Origin of the sequence: Mesorhizobium sp. M1295 (assembly GCF_040318135.1) — a bacterium.
Classification (GTDB): Bacteria; Pseudomonadota; Alphaproteobacteria; order Rhizobiales; family Rhizobiaceae; genus Mesorhizobium.
On record NZ_JAMYLU010000013.1, the window covers coordinates 26,905 to 43,271 of the forward strand.

Here is a 16,367-nt window from a genome sequence, read left to right on the forward strand (position 1 = left end):
CCATGACGGATACTTCACGCTCCGATGCTCCACCGAAACTCGATCCTGAACAGCTGCAGCTGCGGGCCTCGCCTCGCCGCGCTGTGCGCTTCAAGCGCGGCATTATTGTCGCCATTGCAGCTGTTGGTTCCGGCACCGTTCTAGGCGTCACCATGATGGCGCTGCAGGGACCGGCGCTGCGCATCAAAGAGCAGGCCGAAGAGCTTTACGACACTGAGCGGAAGCCAACCGCGGAGGCACTTGAAAGGCTGCCTAAGGACTATTCCGGGATCAAGCCCAAGCCTCCGGTGCTTGGACCACCGCTGCCCGGCGACCTCGGCCGCCCCATCCTTGAGCACCAACGCCAGCTGGGCATCGCGCCGGGCCAGGAGGTTTCGGCGGAGGAGCAGCGCCTTGCACAGCAGGCGGTCGAGGCGCGCGAATCGCAAGTCTTCTTCCGGATCGAAAATCGACCCCGGCAAGCGGATGCCGCCGGCAACGGGCAGGGCGGGCGTCCACCCTTTGAGGCAACGGCTCCACAATCCGATGCCGCACGCGATTCAGCTTCCGTAGCACCGGCCGAGGGCGACCAAAACAATCAACAGCGCAAGCTCGATTTTGTCAGCCAGCGGAACACAAGTGGAATCTACAATCTGCATGCACTGCAGACGCCGGCTTCGCCGTATCAGCTGATGGCCGGCAGCGTCATCGCAGCGAGCCTGATCACTGGCATCAATTCCGACTTGCCCGGCCTCGTCGTCGCACAGGTCACCGAGAATGTGCACGACACAGTCACCGGCAGCACCTTGCTCATTCCGCAAGGCTCTCGCCTGATTGGCACCTATGACAGCGTTGTTGCCTTTGGACAAAGGCGCGCGCTGCTGGTCTGGCAACGGATACTGCTGCCCGACGGCTCTTCGATCGAAATCGACAATCTGCCGGCAACAGACACCGCCGGCTATGGCGGGCTTGAGGACAAGGTGGATTTCCACACCTGGCACCTGATCAAAGGCGTTGGGCTAGCCACGTTGCTGGGGGTCGGCACGGAGCTGAGCCTCGGGGAAGACGAAAGCGACCTGGTCAAAGCAATCCGCGAATCCGCTCAGCAGAACGTCAGTCAAGCTGGCCAGCGCATCACCGAGAAGAACCTCAATATTCAGCCCACGATCACCGTCCGCCCTGGTTGGCCACTGCGCGTCATCGTGCACAAGGATCTTGTGCTACGGCCGTACCGGAATTGACTGGAGTCATCATGACCAATCTGAAACTCGGCAAACTTCCGGATCGGACACCTTCGAAGATCACCATAAGCGTAAGTGCAGACCTGAACCAAGCACTGAAGGACTATGCGGCGCTTTATCGTCAGACCTATGGCGAGTCCGAATCGGTAGCGGAACTGATCCCGTTCATGCTGGCGGAGTTCCTGGAGAGCGATCGAGCGTTTGCCAAGGCCAGAAAGGAAGGTTCCCGGATGCGGGCAAGTCCGAGAAATCGCGACATCAATCAGTATCAGAGTAAGCAACAGTGACCAGTGAGTTTGAGTGGGACGCTTTTACGCAAAACCTCACCGTCAGACAGGCGATTGCATTGAAGCAACTTGCCTACGACAAACCGTGTCGGTTTCGGCGACACGATCCGCAACCCAAGAAACCCATTCCTCGCGAGTAGTAGGAATGAACTCTCGCGGCCCGCCAATCCCACTGCAGCTAACGCCGTCATGTTATACTCCACGCTCTCACCGCATCAATTGAAGTACAGATCGAACCGTCCCTCCGTGCCAGTGTAATTACCAGCATTACCGAATCTGGGCAGCTGCCATTCAGCTCGCATTCCCACGCGACCAGCTGGTTGCTCACGGCTTATTTGGGCGCAGTTGGCATAGCAGGTCGAAGCTACGCTACCATCCCGAAAGACGTCGGGTAGACCTCGCGTCATCCCGCACGGTCATTCCGGCAATCGTCCGGACGTTGGAAAGGGAAGCCTGCCATTTCTATAAGGCTCAAGCGAGAAACGGCGTCGCATTAAGAAAACTTGCCCGCTCGACGAGCGCGCAGCACCGATTGCGCAGGCGGCGTTGCGAATCTCGTTCACCTATGGGCCAATCGGTGCAGAACGCCGCATGCGGATTTCGATGCGCCGCCGCTCTTTTACGTCACCCTTTGCGCTGCCGTTAGAAAGGTTGTCGCCGGGAAGCACCAACTGACCGGCCGAGAATGGGACAATCTTGATGCCCTTCAAGCGGGGATCGGCTAGGAGAACGCTTGAGACTGATACGGCACGGGCCATGCCGAGACCAGCATTGTCGGCCGGGGTGAGTAGGCCGATCGGAACCTTTCCGGTTAATGCAGCGATTAGGTCGTCATCAAGATTGGAACGATTCGCACCCATCGGCTGCTCGTCCGTGTGCCCCACGACTTCGATCACATCAACTTTATATCGTGAGATCAGGTCTGCAACTTGATCGACAAGTGCCAATTTGCGTCGCTCAAAGTCCGGCGTCAGATCCGCTTTGCCCACAGCAAAGCTGTAACCGTCCGCTTCGCTCAAGGGGATAATAGGCGGCCAATCGTGCTCGCCAGTGCTTGATTGTTCACGATCCTGAGCGGCCTTGGCGAGGCGGATGAGTTCCTCAATGGAGACAGCGCTGAGCTTTTGGGAGGCTTTTGCTTTTTCCAGCGTTTCGACTTCTTGGAGGGAAGCAAAGATCTTCTCAGCTGTTACGCCAGAGGAAAGGGAGGGCAGTAATTCCTTGAGTTCGGCAGCTTGCTTTAGCAACCCGTCGCGAGGCAGGCCTGCCTGGTCGATTTGTTTGGCGAACCTAAGATCCGTTGAAAGATTCTCCCAGTTGTCGGCAATTTTCTCGGGGAGGCCACTGTTTGCACGAAGCTGGTCGAGTAACTCTCTAAGCGTTTTTTGCTCATTCTCAAGCTCGGACACCTGCGTGTTGAGTGCCGTGAGCTTGCTTTGAAGGTCGAGGTTCTGGGCCTTGTAGCGTGTAAACACAACCGAGGTCGCTATGAGCAGGCAGAAGACCAAAAGGAGCATGATCTCTGCCATGGTCAGTCCGAGGACAACGCCCCGACGGTACGCGGCCATGTCATCTGCGATCGCCGCGCGACCTTGCATTCGTGCTACTCTTTCGGCTCGGTTGTCAATGGCGGCTGGCGTTGACTTAGCAGTCGGAAAAGGGCCTCCAGTCGACTGCCAATGACGTGAATAAGAGCCCGGTCCTCGGTCTGATTTTTGCTCGCTGAGTTGATAGCCTCCGTGATTGGCTGGAAGCGCTCTTCGTGGACTTCGATCGAACGGACGCTGCTTTGGATCGTTGTCAACGACGATGAGATGGCCGTAGCAAGCTCACGAATGGCATGGCTGTTCGATCGAATTTCCATTGCTGTGGAGCGGCTCTCGGCAACAACTTGGGAACCGGCGTCAGCGTGGCTTCGAACGAGAACGCCAAATTCTTCGACCGCCTTGGACAATGAACTAACGAGCGGCTCGATTTTGATTTCGATGATGTTGTCCGGAGTTTGCATCGCCGCCAGCTTATCGGTCGTCGCCTCGAATTGACTGACGATGCGTGTCGCAGCACTGGCAAGCTTCTTGTTCTCATCGGCAAGATGATTTGCCGCAGTCTCCAGACTTTCAGTTATGGTTCGGGCAAGTGACGTCAATGCAATGCTCGAGCTTTCCGAAGCCGCTTCAAAGGGCTTACGGGCCTGAGACGTCATATCTTCGAAGTTGCCGAGAATTCGGCCGGAAACTTCCTGCATGCCGCGTCGGACTTCTTCAAACCCTTCCGAAATCGCCTGGTGCGATGAGCGACGAAAATGGCTGAGTTCCACCACCGTCTTGTCCAACTCGCGGCGGACTTTGCGCGCAGCTTCGGACAACTCCAGACGCGCCGCGTGTTCGACTTCAACAGGATCGCGACGCATCTGATTGAAGATCACTCGAAGCGCGACGCCTGCGATGGTTGAGCCGATTGCCACGCCAAAATTGCGGACGATCTCTTCTGCGGCACCATCCGCCGAGAATTGATAGAGGGATACGCCGAGGCTCGTCAGCGTGAAAAGAAAACCCATGTAGTAAAGATTGTCGCCGGCTTGATCGTCGCGAATTCGCAAGAACCGGATGGCTTTTACCACGACTGCGTAAACCAGCATAACGACAACCGGGGTCGCGGTGACTACGAGAGCCGAATAGCGGTCCAGTTTGGCAGCGATGATAAAGCCGCAACCAAAAAGGACAAAAAGGGAGAATATGCCTGCGGTGTACCAGGCATCGCCGGCCCGTTCTTCAGCTTCGCGCGCCATTATCCAGCTCCCTGAAGCTTGTCGGCATCAAGCCGCGAGCCATGGCTTTCTGCAATCCAATCGCGCCAGAACTGAATGTGCTTCGCGCTGTCGATCTTAGTGTTCAGACGAACCAGGTATTTGACCGTCACCGCTGCGCCATGAAGATCCGTTCGCAAGCGCCGATAGGCAGGCGTGCGCGCAAATTCCTCGAACGCTAAGTTGCCTCTGTACTGTGAATAGTCTGACACATGCTCGATCATATCGGAGATGACCGTGAGGTTTTTCGGCATCTCCTCCGCTTTGCGGCCGGAAAATTGATCCACGGCAATACGCTGGATCGTTTCCATGATGGGTGAGGTATCAGACGGGGACCCCGCCAGGTTTTTAAGGGCGGCCTCGAGGGGGTCCTGAAAAGCTTGCTTCCAATGGTTTTTGGCTAGTTTGGGATTGGAATCGAAAGCACTCAGATCAGAGCCATCGCCAGGATTGCACCTGCTAAACACAACGGCGCCACCCGCAATGTTTGGGTCAAGCAGACGGAGCTCCAATAGGCCGTATTTCGGGGTCGTGTCAGCAATGTCCAGAAGGTAGGTCTTTATTTCGCTTTTGGTGATGTCGGGAAGATTGTCGGATCGATCGAGAAGCACGATCATCTTGGAATGTGGCCCATCTTCCGGACAAAGCGATTCCTGTGAAAGGGCTACTCGTGCTGGCCGACTTAGATACGAGTAGCCCAGGAAAACGGCAATCGCGACACAAACCAGGAGAATCGCCGCGGCGGTAATAATCTTTCCGATTTCGGAAGCGTCACCGGGGCGCCGCCTACTACGCTGACGGCGCGACATCTGAAGCCCTTTGTTCCGGAACGAGTTCATCGAGCTGGCGGTAGCGATCGACGGCGTTCTCGAATTCTCGGTGAATGGCACCGACCTGCTCGGTCAGCACGTCCTGTGTCGCAAGAATTCGATCACGCAGTTCTTCGCCTCTCCATTCGCCTGCCATGCTTGCAACGACCGGTATTCGTTGAAGCTTGTATGGGGCAGAGAAGCGCTTGGGCGGCTTGGTACTACGTGCTGCCTTGTTTGCCTCCCTGTAGGTAGACAGGAGCAGGGTTGCAGTCCGTTCCAACTGATTTTGGTGTTCTGCAAATAGCTGGATGAAGCGTGCGCGATTGGTAAGGATCGCATCATGCTCTCCGCGCCGGACGGAGAGGTCACGGTTCAATTCCTCCATCTCATCGCGGTAATCATCTCTAATGTCGCTAAGTCTGTCGATAAGCGCCCGCCGCCCCCTGGAATAGGCTGCCCGGCGCTCCTCAAGCCGCTTCTGCGTAGCAGCGAAGCCGGGATAAGGGTCTGACAAAAACAGCCCATCGATAAACGCGATGAGCGAGAATAATGTGCCGATTACCAAAAACACCCACGAGTTTACATCGTCCAATTGCAAGGGTGTGTGCCGCATGCGCTCCATGACGAGCCGACCCGGGTTCTCGGCCAATATTGCTGACACATCACGGTAGTGTGCCAGGGCAAGATTCAATCCTAGCGCGACCGCGATGTAGAATGCCAGGCTCACGAAACCTATGAGTTTGCGAAGCAAAGAGCGGTGATTGAGTTGAACCACGCCAAATAGCGCAAGAATCAAGGCGCAAGTGATATTCACAAATGCGAAGGAGAAAGCTAGGGCAATACCCCCTAACAAGCCACTTTCATTGCCGACGGCCAAAAACTGTCCATTCAGAATGGTCTCGAATACAAAGATGCAGACGAGGATAGCGATCTTAAAAAGCGTGCTCGCGCGGCCCTGAACCCGTGCGCTACGCGACAGGTTATGCGTGCGGCGGAATTCGTCACGCTCGTTGTGAGCCTCTCGGAAATTGTCTCGTAGGCTGTGTAGGTCATCCAGCCCTTTCGCAACTTCGGCCTTGAACTCGCCAACGCATGCAGGAGCGGCATGGCGAATGGCGGCGAACTTACCCTCAAAATCCAGTGAGGAGAGGCGTTCGGAATAGGTGCGAAGCTCGTCTTCAAGCGCACCGTGAGACTGTTTTTTTTCCATTTCGACGCGTTCGATGATCGCGGCTTCAATGTCGTCAAGGGACGTGGAAATGGAAGGTGGCTCGTTCCTTTCGCCTCGTTCTTGACCGAGATCTTCGAGCCGCATCTCTCTTGCGATACGGTTTGCATCTAGATCAGGAAAAGTCTCAATCGAGGCGACTTTATCGTGAGGCGGCCGTCGCGCGCTTTCCAACAGACCCGATAATGCCCTGCTTACCAAAATGCGTCCCGCCCCTAGTTACCCGCTTTTCGTTGGAATACCGAGTAAAAGTAAAAGAGTGGCAACGTCAAGGCGCGCCAATTTCACGAGGCGCCGCCATTCTCCGGAGGATGGAATTAGTTCACGGTGCTACCCGGGCGTAGGGAGCCTGTCTAGGCAATCTGTCACATCGCTAATATTACAGATTTCCACGACGACTTAAATATCGATCGGCCGCCAACCACGTACGCAAAAACGGCGGCCACTGAGTAGTTTTCGCAGCGAACTTCCTGTCGATGTCGAAGTAAAAGACCAAAAATCGAGACCGCCAGCTCGCACGATTTTTTTACCATCCGGGCAATTTCACGGCCTCATTTGCTTCCCCTTGCGCGCACATTAACATTGCGCGATGTTATCTGCGCTTTGGGAGGGCTTAGGCAATGAAGGGGGTCGTGATCATCGGGACTTTGGCTGGCCGCCAGCCAGGGAATATGTGGGGCGTGAGCCCAACCGGCGGTTGATGTGATGGGGAAGATCACTCGCGTCGGCAGGCAATCCGCAGAATCTGGACGGCTAGGACCTCTCCGAGCGTCCATTTGGATTGCGACATGTTTAGCGGCTCTCGTGGCGGTCGGCTATATCAATGTGGGCCGTTCCGATTTGGGAAAACTCCAAATCCTTCGGTCTCTGGACGACCCGGGCCCGCTCGAGGGAGTCGCATTGGTCATTGATGGCGACACGATTGAAATTCATGGGCAGCGCGTTCGCCTCAACGGCATTGACGCTCCCGAAAGCAGCCAACTATGCGACGATGCAAAGGGCTTTCGCTACCACTGCGGTGCAAAGGCAGCAGCGGCCCTCCGCGAGTTTCTTTCGAAATCAAGGCCGACCCGCTGCCAGTTCGTCAGTTGGGATCGATATGGCCGTTACGTTGGCAGCTGTACTCGTGTGGACGCGGTTAGCGTTGCTGGCTGGTTGGTCGAGAACGGTCATGCGCTCGATTGGCCGAAATACAGCAGTGGAGCCTATGCCTCGCAACAGGCTGCGGCAAAGGCTTCAAAGCGCGGCATCTGGATCGGAGTTTTTCAAGCGCCTTGGGACTGGCGCACTAACCACCGGGAGGCCGAACATTCGCCCAGCAAGCCACCACTAGGCCTGGTCAGCCCGCATGCTCTTGCGCAAAGTTGGTCCTGCCAACCCCGCCGAACATGCCCTCAGATCAGTTCATGTGACGAGGCAAATTGGTATTTGAACAACTGCTCCTGGGGCGGGAAGCTGGACCGCGACAGCGATGGCCTTCCGTGCGAGTCACTATGCTGATTGTGCTCAATGGTCAGCTTGTGACCGACCCTGACCGGAGAAACCGGAGGCCTTCAGATGGTCGACATACGCTTGTTCGTGGATCGAACCACATTCCCAAAGGATTTCAAGAAATAGATCGAAAGAAACAGGTTTCCCAAGTGCTCCCTTTGCAACAGCCTGATCCAGAGCTGTAAGATACCGGCAGGGTCAGGTGGCCGACGTATGTTGTGTTTTACGTACTTCATACGTCAAAGTTTAAGGGTAACGAAGGGTCCAATCAAACGAAAACAATGGCCCGCACGCGGGTTTTCACATGAAGCTTAGCTTGAGGCCCACAGTACAGCGTCTCATTTCACAAGAATATTAAGACCTAAGAGCCCCTGAGAGGCTTTGTACCCAGTCGGATGGGTCAGTCGTGTAGGGCTCGGGCATACGTCGCCGGGTTCCGCGCTGCGTGCTCGACCTCACAGCCATTTTGAACACATCGGTTGGTCGCACGGCATTCCGTCTTGACGAGCCGGGTAGCCTCCTCAGCATGTCGATATGGGACCGTGCACGTCAAACCGGCCATCGCAAATCGTTGAGCGCCCTTGTATGCGCGATGTGGCATTCGCCTCTTTCTAAGAGGCCAGATTACATTGACTTGCGCAAACGGAATTTTTGCACGATCTTACCTATCTCAATTTGGGGGAGGGGCTCATGAGTGTTGAAGAAAAACTTCGCGTTCTTGCTGATCGCATCAAGACGCATTCGAGCGCAATGCTTACAGAGGAGGCCTTAAAGACAGCGATAGTACTGCCCTTTCTCTCAGCGTTAGATTACGACGTTTTCAATCCTGACGAGGTCATCCCTGAATTTTGTGCCGACGCAGTGGGGAAGAAGGGCGAGAAAGTTGACTACGCCATAAAAATTGACGGGGAAATCAGGATTCTTGTTGAATGCAAACCGATAACCACAGTTCTTGATCGAGTACATCTCGCGCAGTTATACAGGTATTTTTCCGTCACTAACGCAAAATTCGCCATTTTGACGAACGGTCGCGCGTTCCATTTTCATACGGACTTAGTTGCACCAAACAAGCTCGATGACAGACCGTTCCTCACGTTCGATCTTTCGGACCTACAGGGGCAATTGATCTCCGAGTTGAAGAAATTCGCGAAAGCGGATTTCAATGTGGATGGGATTCTGCAATCCGCTCACCGCTTGAAATATACATCGGCGATCAAGAAAGAAATTGGAAGCGTGATGGAGAATCCACCAGAGGATTTTGTGCGGATGGTGACTGGCGGCCTTTACCAAGGACGGTTCACCGCCCAGGTGAAGGAGCAATTCACACCCATGGTCAAAGCGGCTTTTCGCGAGATCGTTCGAGAATCCGTTCAGTCACGTCTTTCCACAGCGTTGGCCGAGACTGAGGTTTCAGAAATTGGCGCCGACGGACTTGGCGCCGAAGAAGAGGTTGTGACCACTGAGGACGAGCGAGAGGGCTTCATGGTTGTGCGGGCAATCGTCCGGGACCTTTTAAAGCCAGCCAGGGTGATCATGCGCGATCAGAAAAGCTATTGCGGGATCCTGGTCGACAACAACAACCGTAAGCCCTTGGCCCGGCTGTGGTTTAACAGGTCGGTTAAATATCTTGGGCTTTTCGATTGTGAGAAGGAAGAGAAGGTTAAGATCGACTCGCTCGACGAAATCTATGACCACGCCGATCGCTTGCGAGCTACCGCGAAGGAATATCTTTCCGGGGCAATCGCGGCGCCCTCGATTGCTTCATGACTTTGAACGGTTCGGAAGTCCGCGCTACGCGCCTTCTTCGAAGCTTGATCCCGCGCGATGTGGCGCCCATGTGCCTTATCAACTTTCAATGGGCTTAGTCCGCCAGACGTCTTTCGGCAGATGAGCATGCCGGTTGTTTCCAGAATAAAAGTTGTTCCCGGCGAATTTGCCCCCCACTGATACTGACGACGCACGGTCGGTTGGCGGGTTCATACTTCAGATTGCGTGATGAGGCAATGGAAGGTCCGGCCGACGTGGGAAGCGGTCGTTGGTCTCGTCCCAACGAGCAAGTAGCGCCCCTAAGCTGACTCGCCGGCGGACAGGGAGCGGTTGGCCGTGCCGCCCGGGTCGGTTACGAGGCTAGAGCCAGAACGGGTCCCAGGCGTCAGCTCGTGGATGTGCTCCGGCCGTCCAACTCCAGTCGGGCTACGCCCTGCCTGCGTTCCAACCCGCCAGCATTCTCATTTTAATTGACGCAACGCTCACAGCTTCATTGTCGCGCCGCAGGTTCCGCTGTGGACCAATCAACTACAGACTGCCGGTTGGTTATGGGTCGGTAACGGAACTACCGCTTTCCGCGGCAACAACTTTGCAGTCTTCAGACGCGAGGCGGCGTACAACAGCGCTACCCACCATACCCTTGTTGCCCGCGACCCACTACGGCTTTTTCCCTTCAGATCGTACATTATGCTTCCTTCATTATTACCGATGTCTGCATGACCTTGAGGTCTTCCCGCACCATTTCCGCGGCGAGCTCGCGCACGGATGTCTCATGCACCCAGCCGAGCTTCTCCTTCGCCTTGGTGGCGTCGCCCAGGAGAAGATCGACTTCCGTGGGGCGGAAGTAGCGAGGGTCTACTTGGACCAGGCATCTGCCGGTCTCGACATCATAGCCCTTTTCGTCGACTCCCTCACCACGCCATTCGAGCTCGACGCCGACATCTTCGAAAACCCATTCGACGAATTGGCGGACAGGGGTCGTCTTGCCCGTCGCCAGCACGTAATCATCCGGTTGATCCTGCTGCATCATCATCCACATACCACGCACGTACTCACGCGCATGGCCCCAATCGCGTTGAGCATCGAGATTGCCGAGATAAAGCTTGTCCTGCTTGCCGAGGTAGATAGCAGCGGCGGCGCGGGTGATCTTGCGCGTCACAAAAGTTTCGCCGCGCAGTGGGCTTTCATGATTAAAGAGAATGCCGTTGGAAGCGTGGATACCATAGCCCTCGCGATAGTTGACCACTATCCAGTAGGCGTAGAGCTTGGCGGCGGCGTAAGGGCTGCGCGGATAAAAGGGCGTTGTTTCGTTCTGCGGTACGGATTGCACGAGGCCGTAGAGCTCTGAAGTCGAGGCCTGATAGAAGCGGGTCTTGTCCTTCAGACCGAGGAGGCGGATCGCCTCAAGAAGTCGCAATGTTCCGATACCGTCGGCGTTTGCTGTGTATTCCGGCGTTTCGAACGACACCTGGACATGGCTCTGAGCGGCCAAGTTGTAAATCTCGTCTGGCTGGGATTCCTGAACTACTCGGATGAGATTGGTCGCATCAGTGAGGTCACCGTAATGCAAAATTAGGCGCGGATCGGGATCGTGCGGGTCTTGGTAGATGTCTTCGATGCGACCCGTGTTGAAGGAAGAGGAACGTCGCTTAATCCCATGAACGATGTAGCCTTTTTCCAGCAGAAGACGGGTAAGATAGGCACCATCCTGTCCCGTTATGCCCGTAACCAGAGCAACTTTCCTGTTCTCGCCCATTTTCTTCCTGCTCTATTATAGTTGAAGTTTCGAATCTGGCTCGCCACACCGCCAGCAAACTGCGGCCCGGCGCATACCCTATGGTAGGATTTCGACAGATGCGGTGCGGAGCTCGTCATTGACAGTGTCAGCCAGCGAGCACACCTGCTCCTGCTTCGAGGCATAGCAAAACAGAGTCTCGCCGCTAACCTGCCTAAGTCGCACATGCGGGCTGCTTTGCGCTAACCAGGTAATCTTTGCCTGCTTCAGCGTCTTCTAATGGAAATTGTTTTGATCAGTGAAATCGATTGTTTGGATGAGGTGCATCCATAAAATGGATTGTTTGACAGGGCAGCGCGGCACCATCGGCGGCACAACCGTGGGTGCTAGGTTTCGCTCCGCGCGAAGACAAAGTTCGTGTCAGTGGGCGGCTTCGGGCGAACCGCACATCTGAGACGGCGGCGAAAAGCGCGGGTAGGGCATTACGTATTGACCTCCAGGAATTTCGGGCGGCGAGCCGGAAAAGGGTGGCTGGGCTTCAACGATGGGGGACGAAGCGACCATCAAACTGTGTTTCATACTGTAGGCGATTCGCAGTGCGGCGGATTTGAACGGCTGCCTTTGCCAGCCCTCGCCATCGCATCCGGCGAAGGTCGTGGCTTCGTTTCCAGGTACCGAAGATCTTCTCGATCCGACTACAAATTCTGTGGATCGGTTGGTTCCAGGCGTCGAGCTTTCGGCCTCGTCGCGCCCCCACATAGCGGTTGCGATGATGCGCGGCCTTCCACCCTTGGCGCGCACCGCGTCGCCGAGATGATTGCCTCGGTAGGCGCTGTTGGCAAACCCTTCGCCGGGATTGTCGGGCAGAGCATCAGGAACGGCGTTGCCGTCCTCGGTGTGGGCGCCGTGACGGCGATCTCCTCGACAAGGGCCGTATCGGCGTAGGCACCGAAATGGGCTTTGAAGCAATGAAACGCTGGTCGGCCCTTGTGCTTGACCCTGGCCCTCTTCATCGTCTTCGCTGGCCGAGGCGATGATCGCCGCATCGACAAGCGTGCCGATCTTCACCTGGATCGCTGAACTGGCGGGTGATCTCGGCGAACAACAGGCTCATGAACCTCAAGGGCCTTTCGAAAACGGACGAAAGCGGGTTCGCACAGGTGTCGGCTCCGACACCCAGAACCAGCAGAACCGTCGGAACGATCCTCCACATGGTTGCAGACGCCAAAATTCCTCTCTCGGCCGTCGTCGCACAGCATCGCGTGCCAGTCGCTCAGTCCAGCCGGATCGAAAGCTATCCGGCAGGAGTTGCGCCATGTTGGCGCACTTGAAAGCGTCAGAGGGCGCCGTGTCGCATCTTTCGATGGGACCGGACGCCATGATGGCCATAAATGACGTGGATGGCCTGCGCCTGACATTCGACGGCTGGCGGGTCCTGCACATCCGTCCTTCAGGAAACGCCCCGCAAATGCCATGTTAGGTTGAGGCAGTTAAGAATTGGACTTGAAAAAGGGACTTTGTGGACTGCCTCGACCGGCTGTTTCGCTTAGCAAGGCGCGGCCCCACGTCAGCAGAGGCTCATCGTCAAGGAACGCCTTAGTATCCAACACATGGATGGGCCACATCCACGCAATCAATTTTACACATGTCGCCGGGCGCATTAGAGAACGCTGAATTTAAACCCGAAGCGAGTGTACCGGCGTCAAGATTTGCGAGCGTCACAGAGATAAGGATAGGCAGTGCTGAGGGAGCTCTCTGCCCCACGGCGCAGCCTCTACCAAATCGCCCGGCGTAACGGTCGACTAGTATCGATTAAGAGATCCCAAGTCAGATGCAACCTCGTCTCTGAAACGAGATTTCCGAAAATGCAGGTCAGTGGATTGGTAAAGCGCCGGTTCGTCGTCTCTCAGAGGCGTACGGGGTTCGGTGATTGTCTGTGGTCGCTGGCGGCCGCTTGGCGCTACGCTCAGCGGTCGGGACGAACGCTAGCCGTCGACTGGCGCGGGTCCTGCTATCTCGACCAACCCTTCACAAATGCCTTTCCGGTGTTCTTCCAACCGATCAATGACATCGCTGGCGTACCGGCTATTTGCGACGACCGGATCAACGACTTTTCCTTCCCGGGTCCATTCTTCCCGGAGTGGTGGAATAGGCCAGCGATCGACTGCCTTTACCGCCCAGATGAGCAGATTTTCCAAGAGCGCGACGAGTTGGGCGAGCTCTTTCAGGCCGAACACGATGTCGAAGCGAACACAGTAGTGTGTGACGCTTGTTTGATGTGGCGCTGCGATGAGGATGCCGAGCGGCAGGTCTTCCAGAGTGTCAAGCCTCGGTCTGAAATTCAAACACGCATAGATGCCATTTACCAAGAATGTTTTGAGGGGCACAGCATCATCGGGGTTCATGTTCGACATGGTAACGGTGAAGACATCATGGACCATGCGCCCTACTGGGCCGATCCGGAGTTCGCCGTTCGACAAGTGTGCACTGCGGTTGATAAGGCTAAAGCGTTACCGCACCCCAAGCCTGTGCGGCTGTTCTTGTGCACGGACAGCGCGCAGATCCTGGATCACCTGTCGGGCAGGTTTCCCGATCTTCTCACCGTCCCCAAGCGTTTCCGATCCGATCAAGATGGCCCCTTGCACACTGCAGCACTCGGGATTGACGGCGGAATTTCCGCCCTCGTTGAGATGTATCTTCTCGGGCGCTGCGACACCGTAATTCGGTTTCCTCCGACGAGCGCCTTTACACGATATGCACGCCTTTTCGTACCGCGGGTAATTGAGTTCGATCTGAAGGACCCAAGTCGTTTGATTTTGATAGAAGGCAGGCAAAGGATCTCTCATCTTGATTAACACCCGCTACCTGGGCAATTCGGCAGATGCAACGAACAGGCATAGAGACATCGACCGCAATCCACGAGAGGCGGGCCATGGCATACGCTAAATGTCCCGCAGCTGCTCAGCTTGATCCGCAGGCTCGAGGATCGGGACACACTGCAGCAGTTCTTGGCTCCATTCGGGACTGTTGCCGACGTCGATGAAACCGACGGCCTTAGGGCACGAATACAGAATTACGAGATCATTTATCTGCGGCCGTTCGGCAACGCGCCAGAACTTCGCTGTTACTCGGAGCGCCGCAAGACCATCCCAGAGCGACGGCGGTCGTGACGCTGACGCTAAGGGCGCGGGCAATGACGTCCAGAGACGAAATCGAGGTTGTTTAATGAAAGTGGTTCCCGTCATTATCAGCGGTGGAGCCGGATCGCGGCTATGGCCCGCTTCGAGGCAATCGCACCCCAAACCTTTCCTCAAAGTAGCCGATGGACATTCTCTCATTCAGCACACTGTGCTGCGCGCCGCTTCGATAGAGGGCGTAGTGGAACTCGTCGGTGTGATATCCGGCGAACACCTCTTCGTTACGAAGGACGACTTTGACGAACTGGATTCCGTGGTCCTGCCGCGCACCTTTCTGCTCGAGCCTGAAGGCCGCGATACGGCCGCCGCCGTGGCGGCAGCCGCCATCCATGCCCGGGCAACGCAAGGCACTGACGCAATTCTGTGCGTCTTCCCGGCCGATCACATGGTTGGAAACCTGCCTGCATTTTTAGACGTCATGGGCCGGGCCATCGAACATGCGAAGCTCGGGCGGATCGCCACATTGGGCATCACCCCAACCAGACCGGACACGGCATTCGGCTATATCGAAGCGGATGGTGAGAAAGTCGTCCGTTTCGTTGAAAAACCGGATCTGGACACAGCCAAAGCCTATGTCGCGTCCAAGCGCTTCTTCTGGAATGCCGGCATTTTCTGCTTTAGCGCACAAACCATGCTCGACGAGATGGCATCGCATTGCCCCGCGGTGATCCAGGCCGTCTCCGACAGCTACGAGAACGGCCGCTTCAGTCAAGGCGAAGGCTTTGCCAAAATCGAACTCGCGCCTGAGCATTTCGGCTCCGCCCCGCGAATCTCGCTCGACCACGCTGTCATGGAGAAGACGAACAAACTTGCCGTGGTTGCCTGCGACATGGATTGGAACGACATCGGATCCTGGAACGCAATGGCCGATTTGATCGCCCCCGACGAAAGCGGGAACAGGATACGCGGCGATGTGCATATGGTCGACACGACCGGCAGCTATGTGAGCTCCGACAAGCGCGTCATCGGCACGGTCGGTGTCAGCGATCTGGTGATCGTCGATTCCCCGGACGCTTTGCTTGTCGCATCCCGCGACCGCGTTCAGGACGTCAAGAAGCTGTTCGAGGGCCTCAAGGCTTCCGGACATGAAGCTCATCTGGTCCCTAGCACCGTACACCGGCCGTGGGGTACCTATACGGTTCTAGAGGAAGGCGAGCGCTTCAAGATCAAACGCATCGAGGTGAAGCCCGGTAGACGTTTGAGCCTGCAAATGCACTACCATCGCTCCGAGCACTGGGTGGTGGTCAGCGGGTCTGCGAAAATAGTCAACGGCGACCGGGAGCTGTTCCTGGCGACCAACGAGTCAACCTACATCCCTTGCGGCCATACGCATCGGCTGGAAAACCCTGGCAGAATCGACCTTGTGATCATTGAAGTGCAGAGCGGCGACTATCTCGGCGAGGATGATATCGTGCGCTTCGACGACGTTTATGGTCGGACGTAGATTTCACCCGCGCATGACGAGAACGTCAACGTGTCGCTGACTAATTACCACTAGGAAGGCCGTCTGCCCACTCAGGACCGGATGCTTGTGGAATCGGGAATTGACCAAGGCAGCGGCGAATGACCGCAATCGGCATCAGGGTGGGACAAATCAACCGGAAAAAACCGGAGAGCATAGTAACGCAACACAGTCCCACTGTCGAATAGCCTTTGATATTTCTGACTTTCCAAGCACCCTCAGGGCCCACCAAAATTATATCAATGGCTTATGGCCGACTTCGCTCTGAAGTGGGCCAAATCGACCTCGCTATCCCCGCAGCACTCAGTTTGATTGTTTTCGCATGAAAACGAGCAAGGACAGGGGGAGGGCACATAGCGCGG

At 56.1% G+C, this 16,367-nt stretch carries 12 protein-coding genes and 1 pseudogene; 6 read left to right on the plus strand and 7 right to left on the minus strand.

All coding sequences use genetic code 11. The annotated features are described in order from the left end of the window. The first annotated feature begins 2 nt into the window (after positions 1 to 2). Together NKH29_RS18630 and NKH29_RS18635 are read left to right on the plus strand one after the other, a co-directional pair. A complete protein-coding gene (locus NKH29_RS18630; protein WP_353000266.1) occupies positions 3 to 1,220 on the plus strand; it encodes a TraB/TrbI/VirB10 family type IV secretion system protein in 1,218 nt (405 codons plus the stop codon). An 11-nt stretch (positions 1,221 to 1,231) separates the two neighbouring features. Beyond that, the gene (locus NKH29_RS18635) at positions 1,232 to 1,507 is read left to right on the plus strand and encodes a DUF2274 domain-containing protein (protein ID WP_353000268.1); all 276 of its coding nucleotides are present in this window, start codon (positions 1,232 to 1,234) and stop codon (positions 1,505 to 1,507) included. A gap of 563 nt (positions 1,508 to 2,070) precedes the next feature. Here the strand turns inward: NKH29_RS18635 and NKH29_RS18640 are convergent. The 4 genes from NKH29_RS18640 to NKH29_RS18655 form a co-directional block, all read right to left on the minus strand. Next, the gene (locus tag NKH29_RS18640) at positions 2,071 to 3,036 is read right to left on the minus strand and encodes a hypothetical protein (RefSeq protein ID WP_353000270.1); all 966 of its coding nucleotides are present in this window, start codon (positions 3,034 to 3,036) and stop codon (positions 2,071 to 2,073) included. 74 nt (positions 3,037 to 3,110) lie between these two features. Continuing rightward, complete coding sequence (locus NKH29_RS18645; protein ID WP_352895877.1) at positions 3,111 to 4,295, minus strand: hypothetical protein; 1,185 nt, start codon at positions 4,293 to 4,295, stop codon at positions 3,111 to 3,113. Next, positions 4,295 to 4,930, minus strand: a complete 636-nt coding sequence (locus NKH29_RS18650) for a hypothetical protein (protein ID WP_352704225.1) — start codon at positions 4,928 to 4,930, stop codon at positions 4,295 to 4,297. Before NKH29_RS18650 ends, NKH29_RS18645 begins: the two co-directional genes overlap by 1 nt. A 172-nt stretch (positions 4,931 to 5,102) precedes the next feature. After that, on the minus strand, positions 5,103 to 6,440 hold the full coding sequence (locus NKH29_RS18655; protein ID WP_353000272.1) for a hypothetical protein: 1,338 nt from the start codon (positions 6,438 to 6,440) through the stop codon (positions 5,103 to 5,105). Between the two features lie 813 nt (positions 6,441 to 7,253). Here NKH29_RS18655 and NKH29_RS18660 point away from each other — a divergent pair. Continuing rightward, complete coding sequence (locus tag NKH29_RS18660) at positions 7,254 to 7,853, plus strand: thermonuclease family protein (protein ID WP_353000274.1); 600 nt, start codon at positions 7,254 to 7,256, stop codon at positions 7,851 to 7,853. Between the two features lie 681 nt (positions 7,854 to 8,534). Beyond that, on the plus strand, positions 8,535 to 9,611 hold the full coding sequence (locus NKH29_RS18665; protein WP_352895867.1) for a type I restriction enzyme HsdR N-terminal domain-containing protein: 1,077 nt from the start codon (positions 8,535 to 8,537) through the stop codon (positions 9,609 to 9,611). A 576-nt stretch (positions 9,612 to 10,187) separates the two neighbouring features. Here the strand turns inward: NKH29_RS18665 and NKH29_RS32655 are convergent. From NKH29_RS32655 to NKH29_RS18675, 3 genes and pseudogenes are all read right to left on the minus strand, one after another. Then, positions 10,188 to 10,297: pseudogene (locus NKH29_RS32655) on the minus strand (GDP-L-fucose synthase); the annotation flags it as partial. Further along, positions 10,297 to 11,367 carry a GDP-mannose 4,6-dehydratase gene (gmd, locus tag NKH29_RS18670; protein WP_352622551.1) on the minus strand — a complete coding sequence of 357 codons (1,071 nt, stop codon included), beginning with the start codon at positions 11,365 to 11,367 and terminating at the stop codon, positions 10,297 to 10,299. The gene gmd and the pseudogene NKH29_RS32655, both read right to left, overlap by 1 nt. A gap of 399 nt (positions 11,368 to 11,766) precedes the next feature. Further along, positions 11,767 to 12,414 carry a hypothetical protein gene (locus NKH29_RS18675; protein WP_353000276.1) on the minus strand — a complete coding sequence of 216 codons (648 nt, stop codon included), beginning with the start codon at positions 12,412 to 12,414 and terminating at the stop codon, positions 11,767 to 11,769. A gap of 797 nt (positions 12,415 to 13,211) precedes the next feature. On the opposite strand from NKH29_RS18675, the gene NKH29_RS18680 reads away from it, so the two are divergent. Together NKH29_RS18680 and NKH29_RS18685 are read left to right on the plus strand one after the other, a co-directional pair. After that, positions 13,212 to 14,201, plus strand: coding sequence for a nodulation protein NodZ (locus NKH29_RS18680; protein WP_353000277.1), 990 nt, complete (start codon positions 13,212 to 13,214; stop codon positions 14,199 to 14,201). Positions 14,202 to 14,571: 370 nt separating this feature from the next. Then, entirely contained in the window at positions 14,572 to 15,987 is a 1,416-nt protein-coding gene (locus tag NKH29_RS18685) for a mannose-1-phosphate guanylyltransferase/mannose-6-phosphate isomerase (RefSeq protein WP_353000279.1), read from the plus strand. Positions 15,988 to 16,367: the final 380 nt, after the last annotated feature.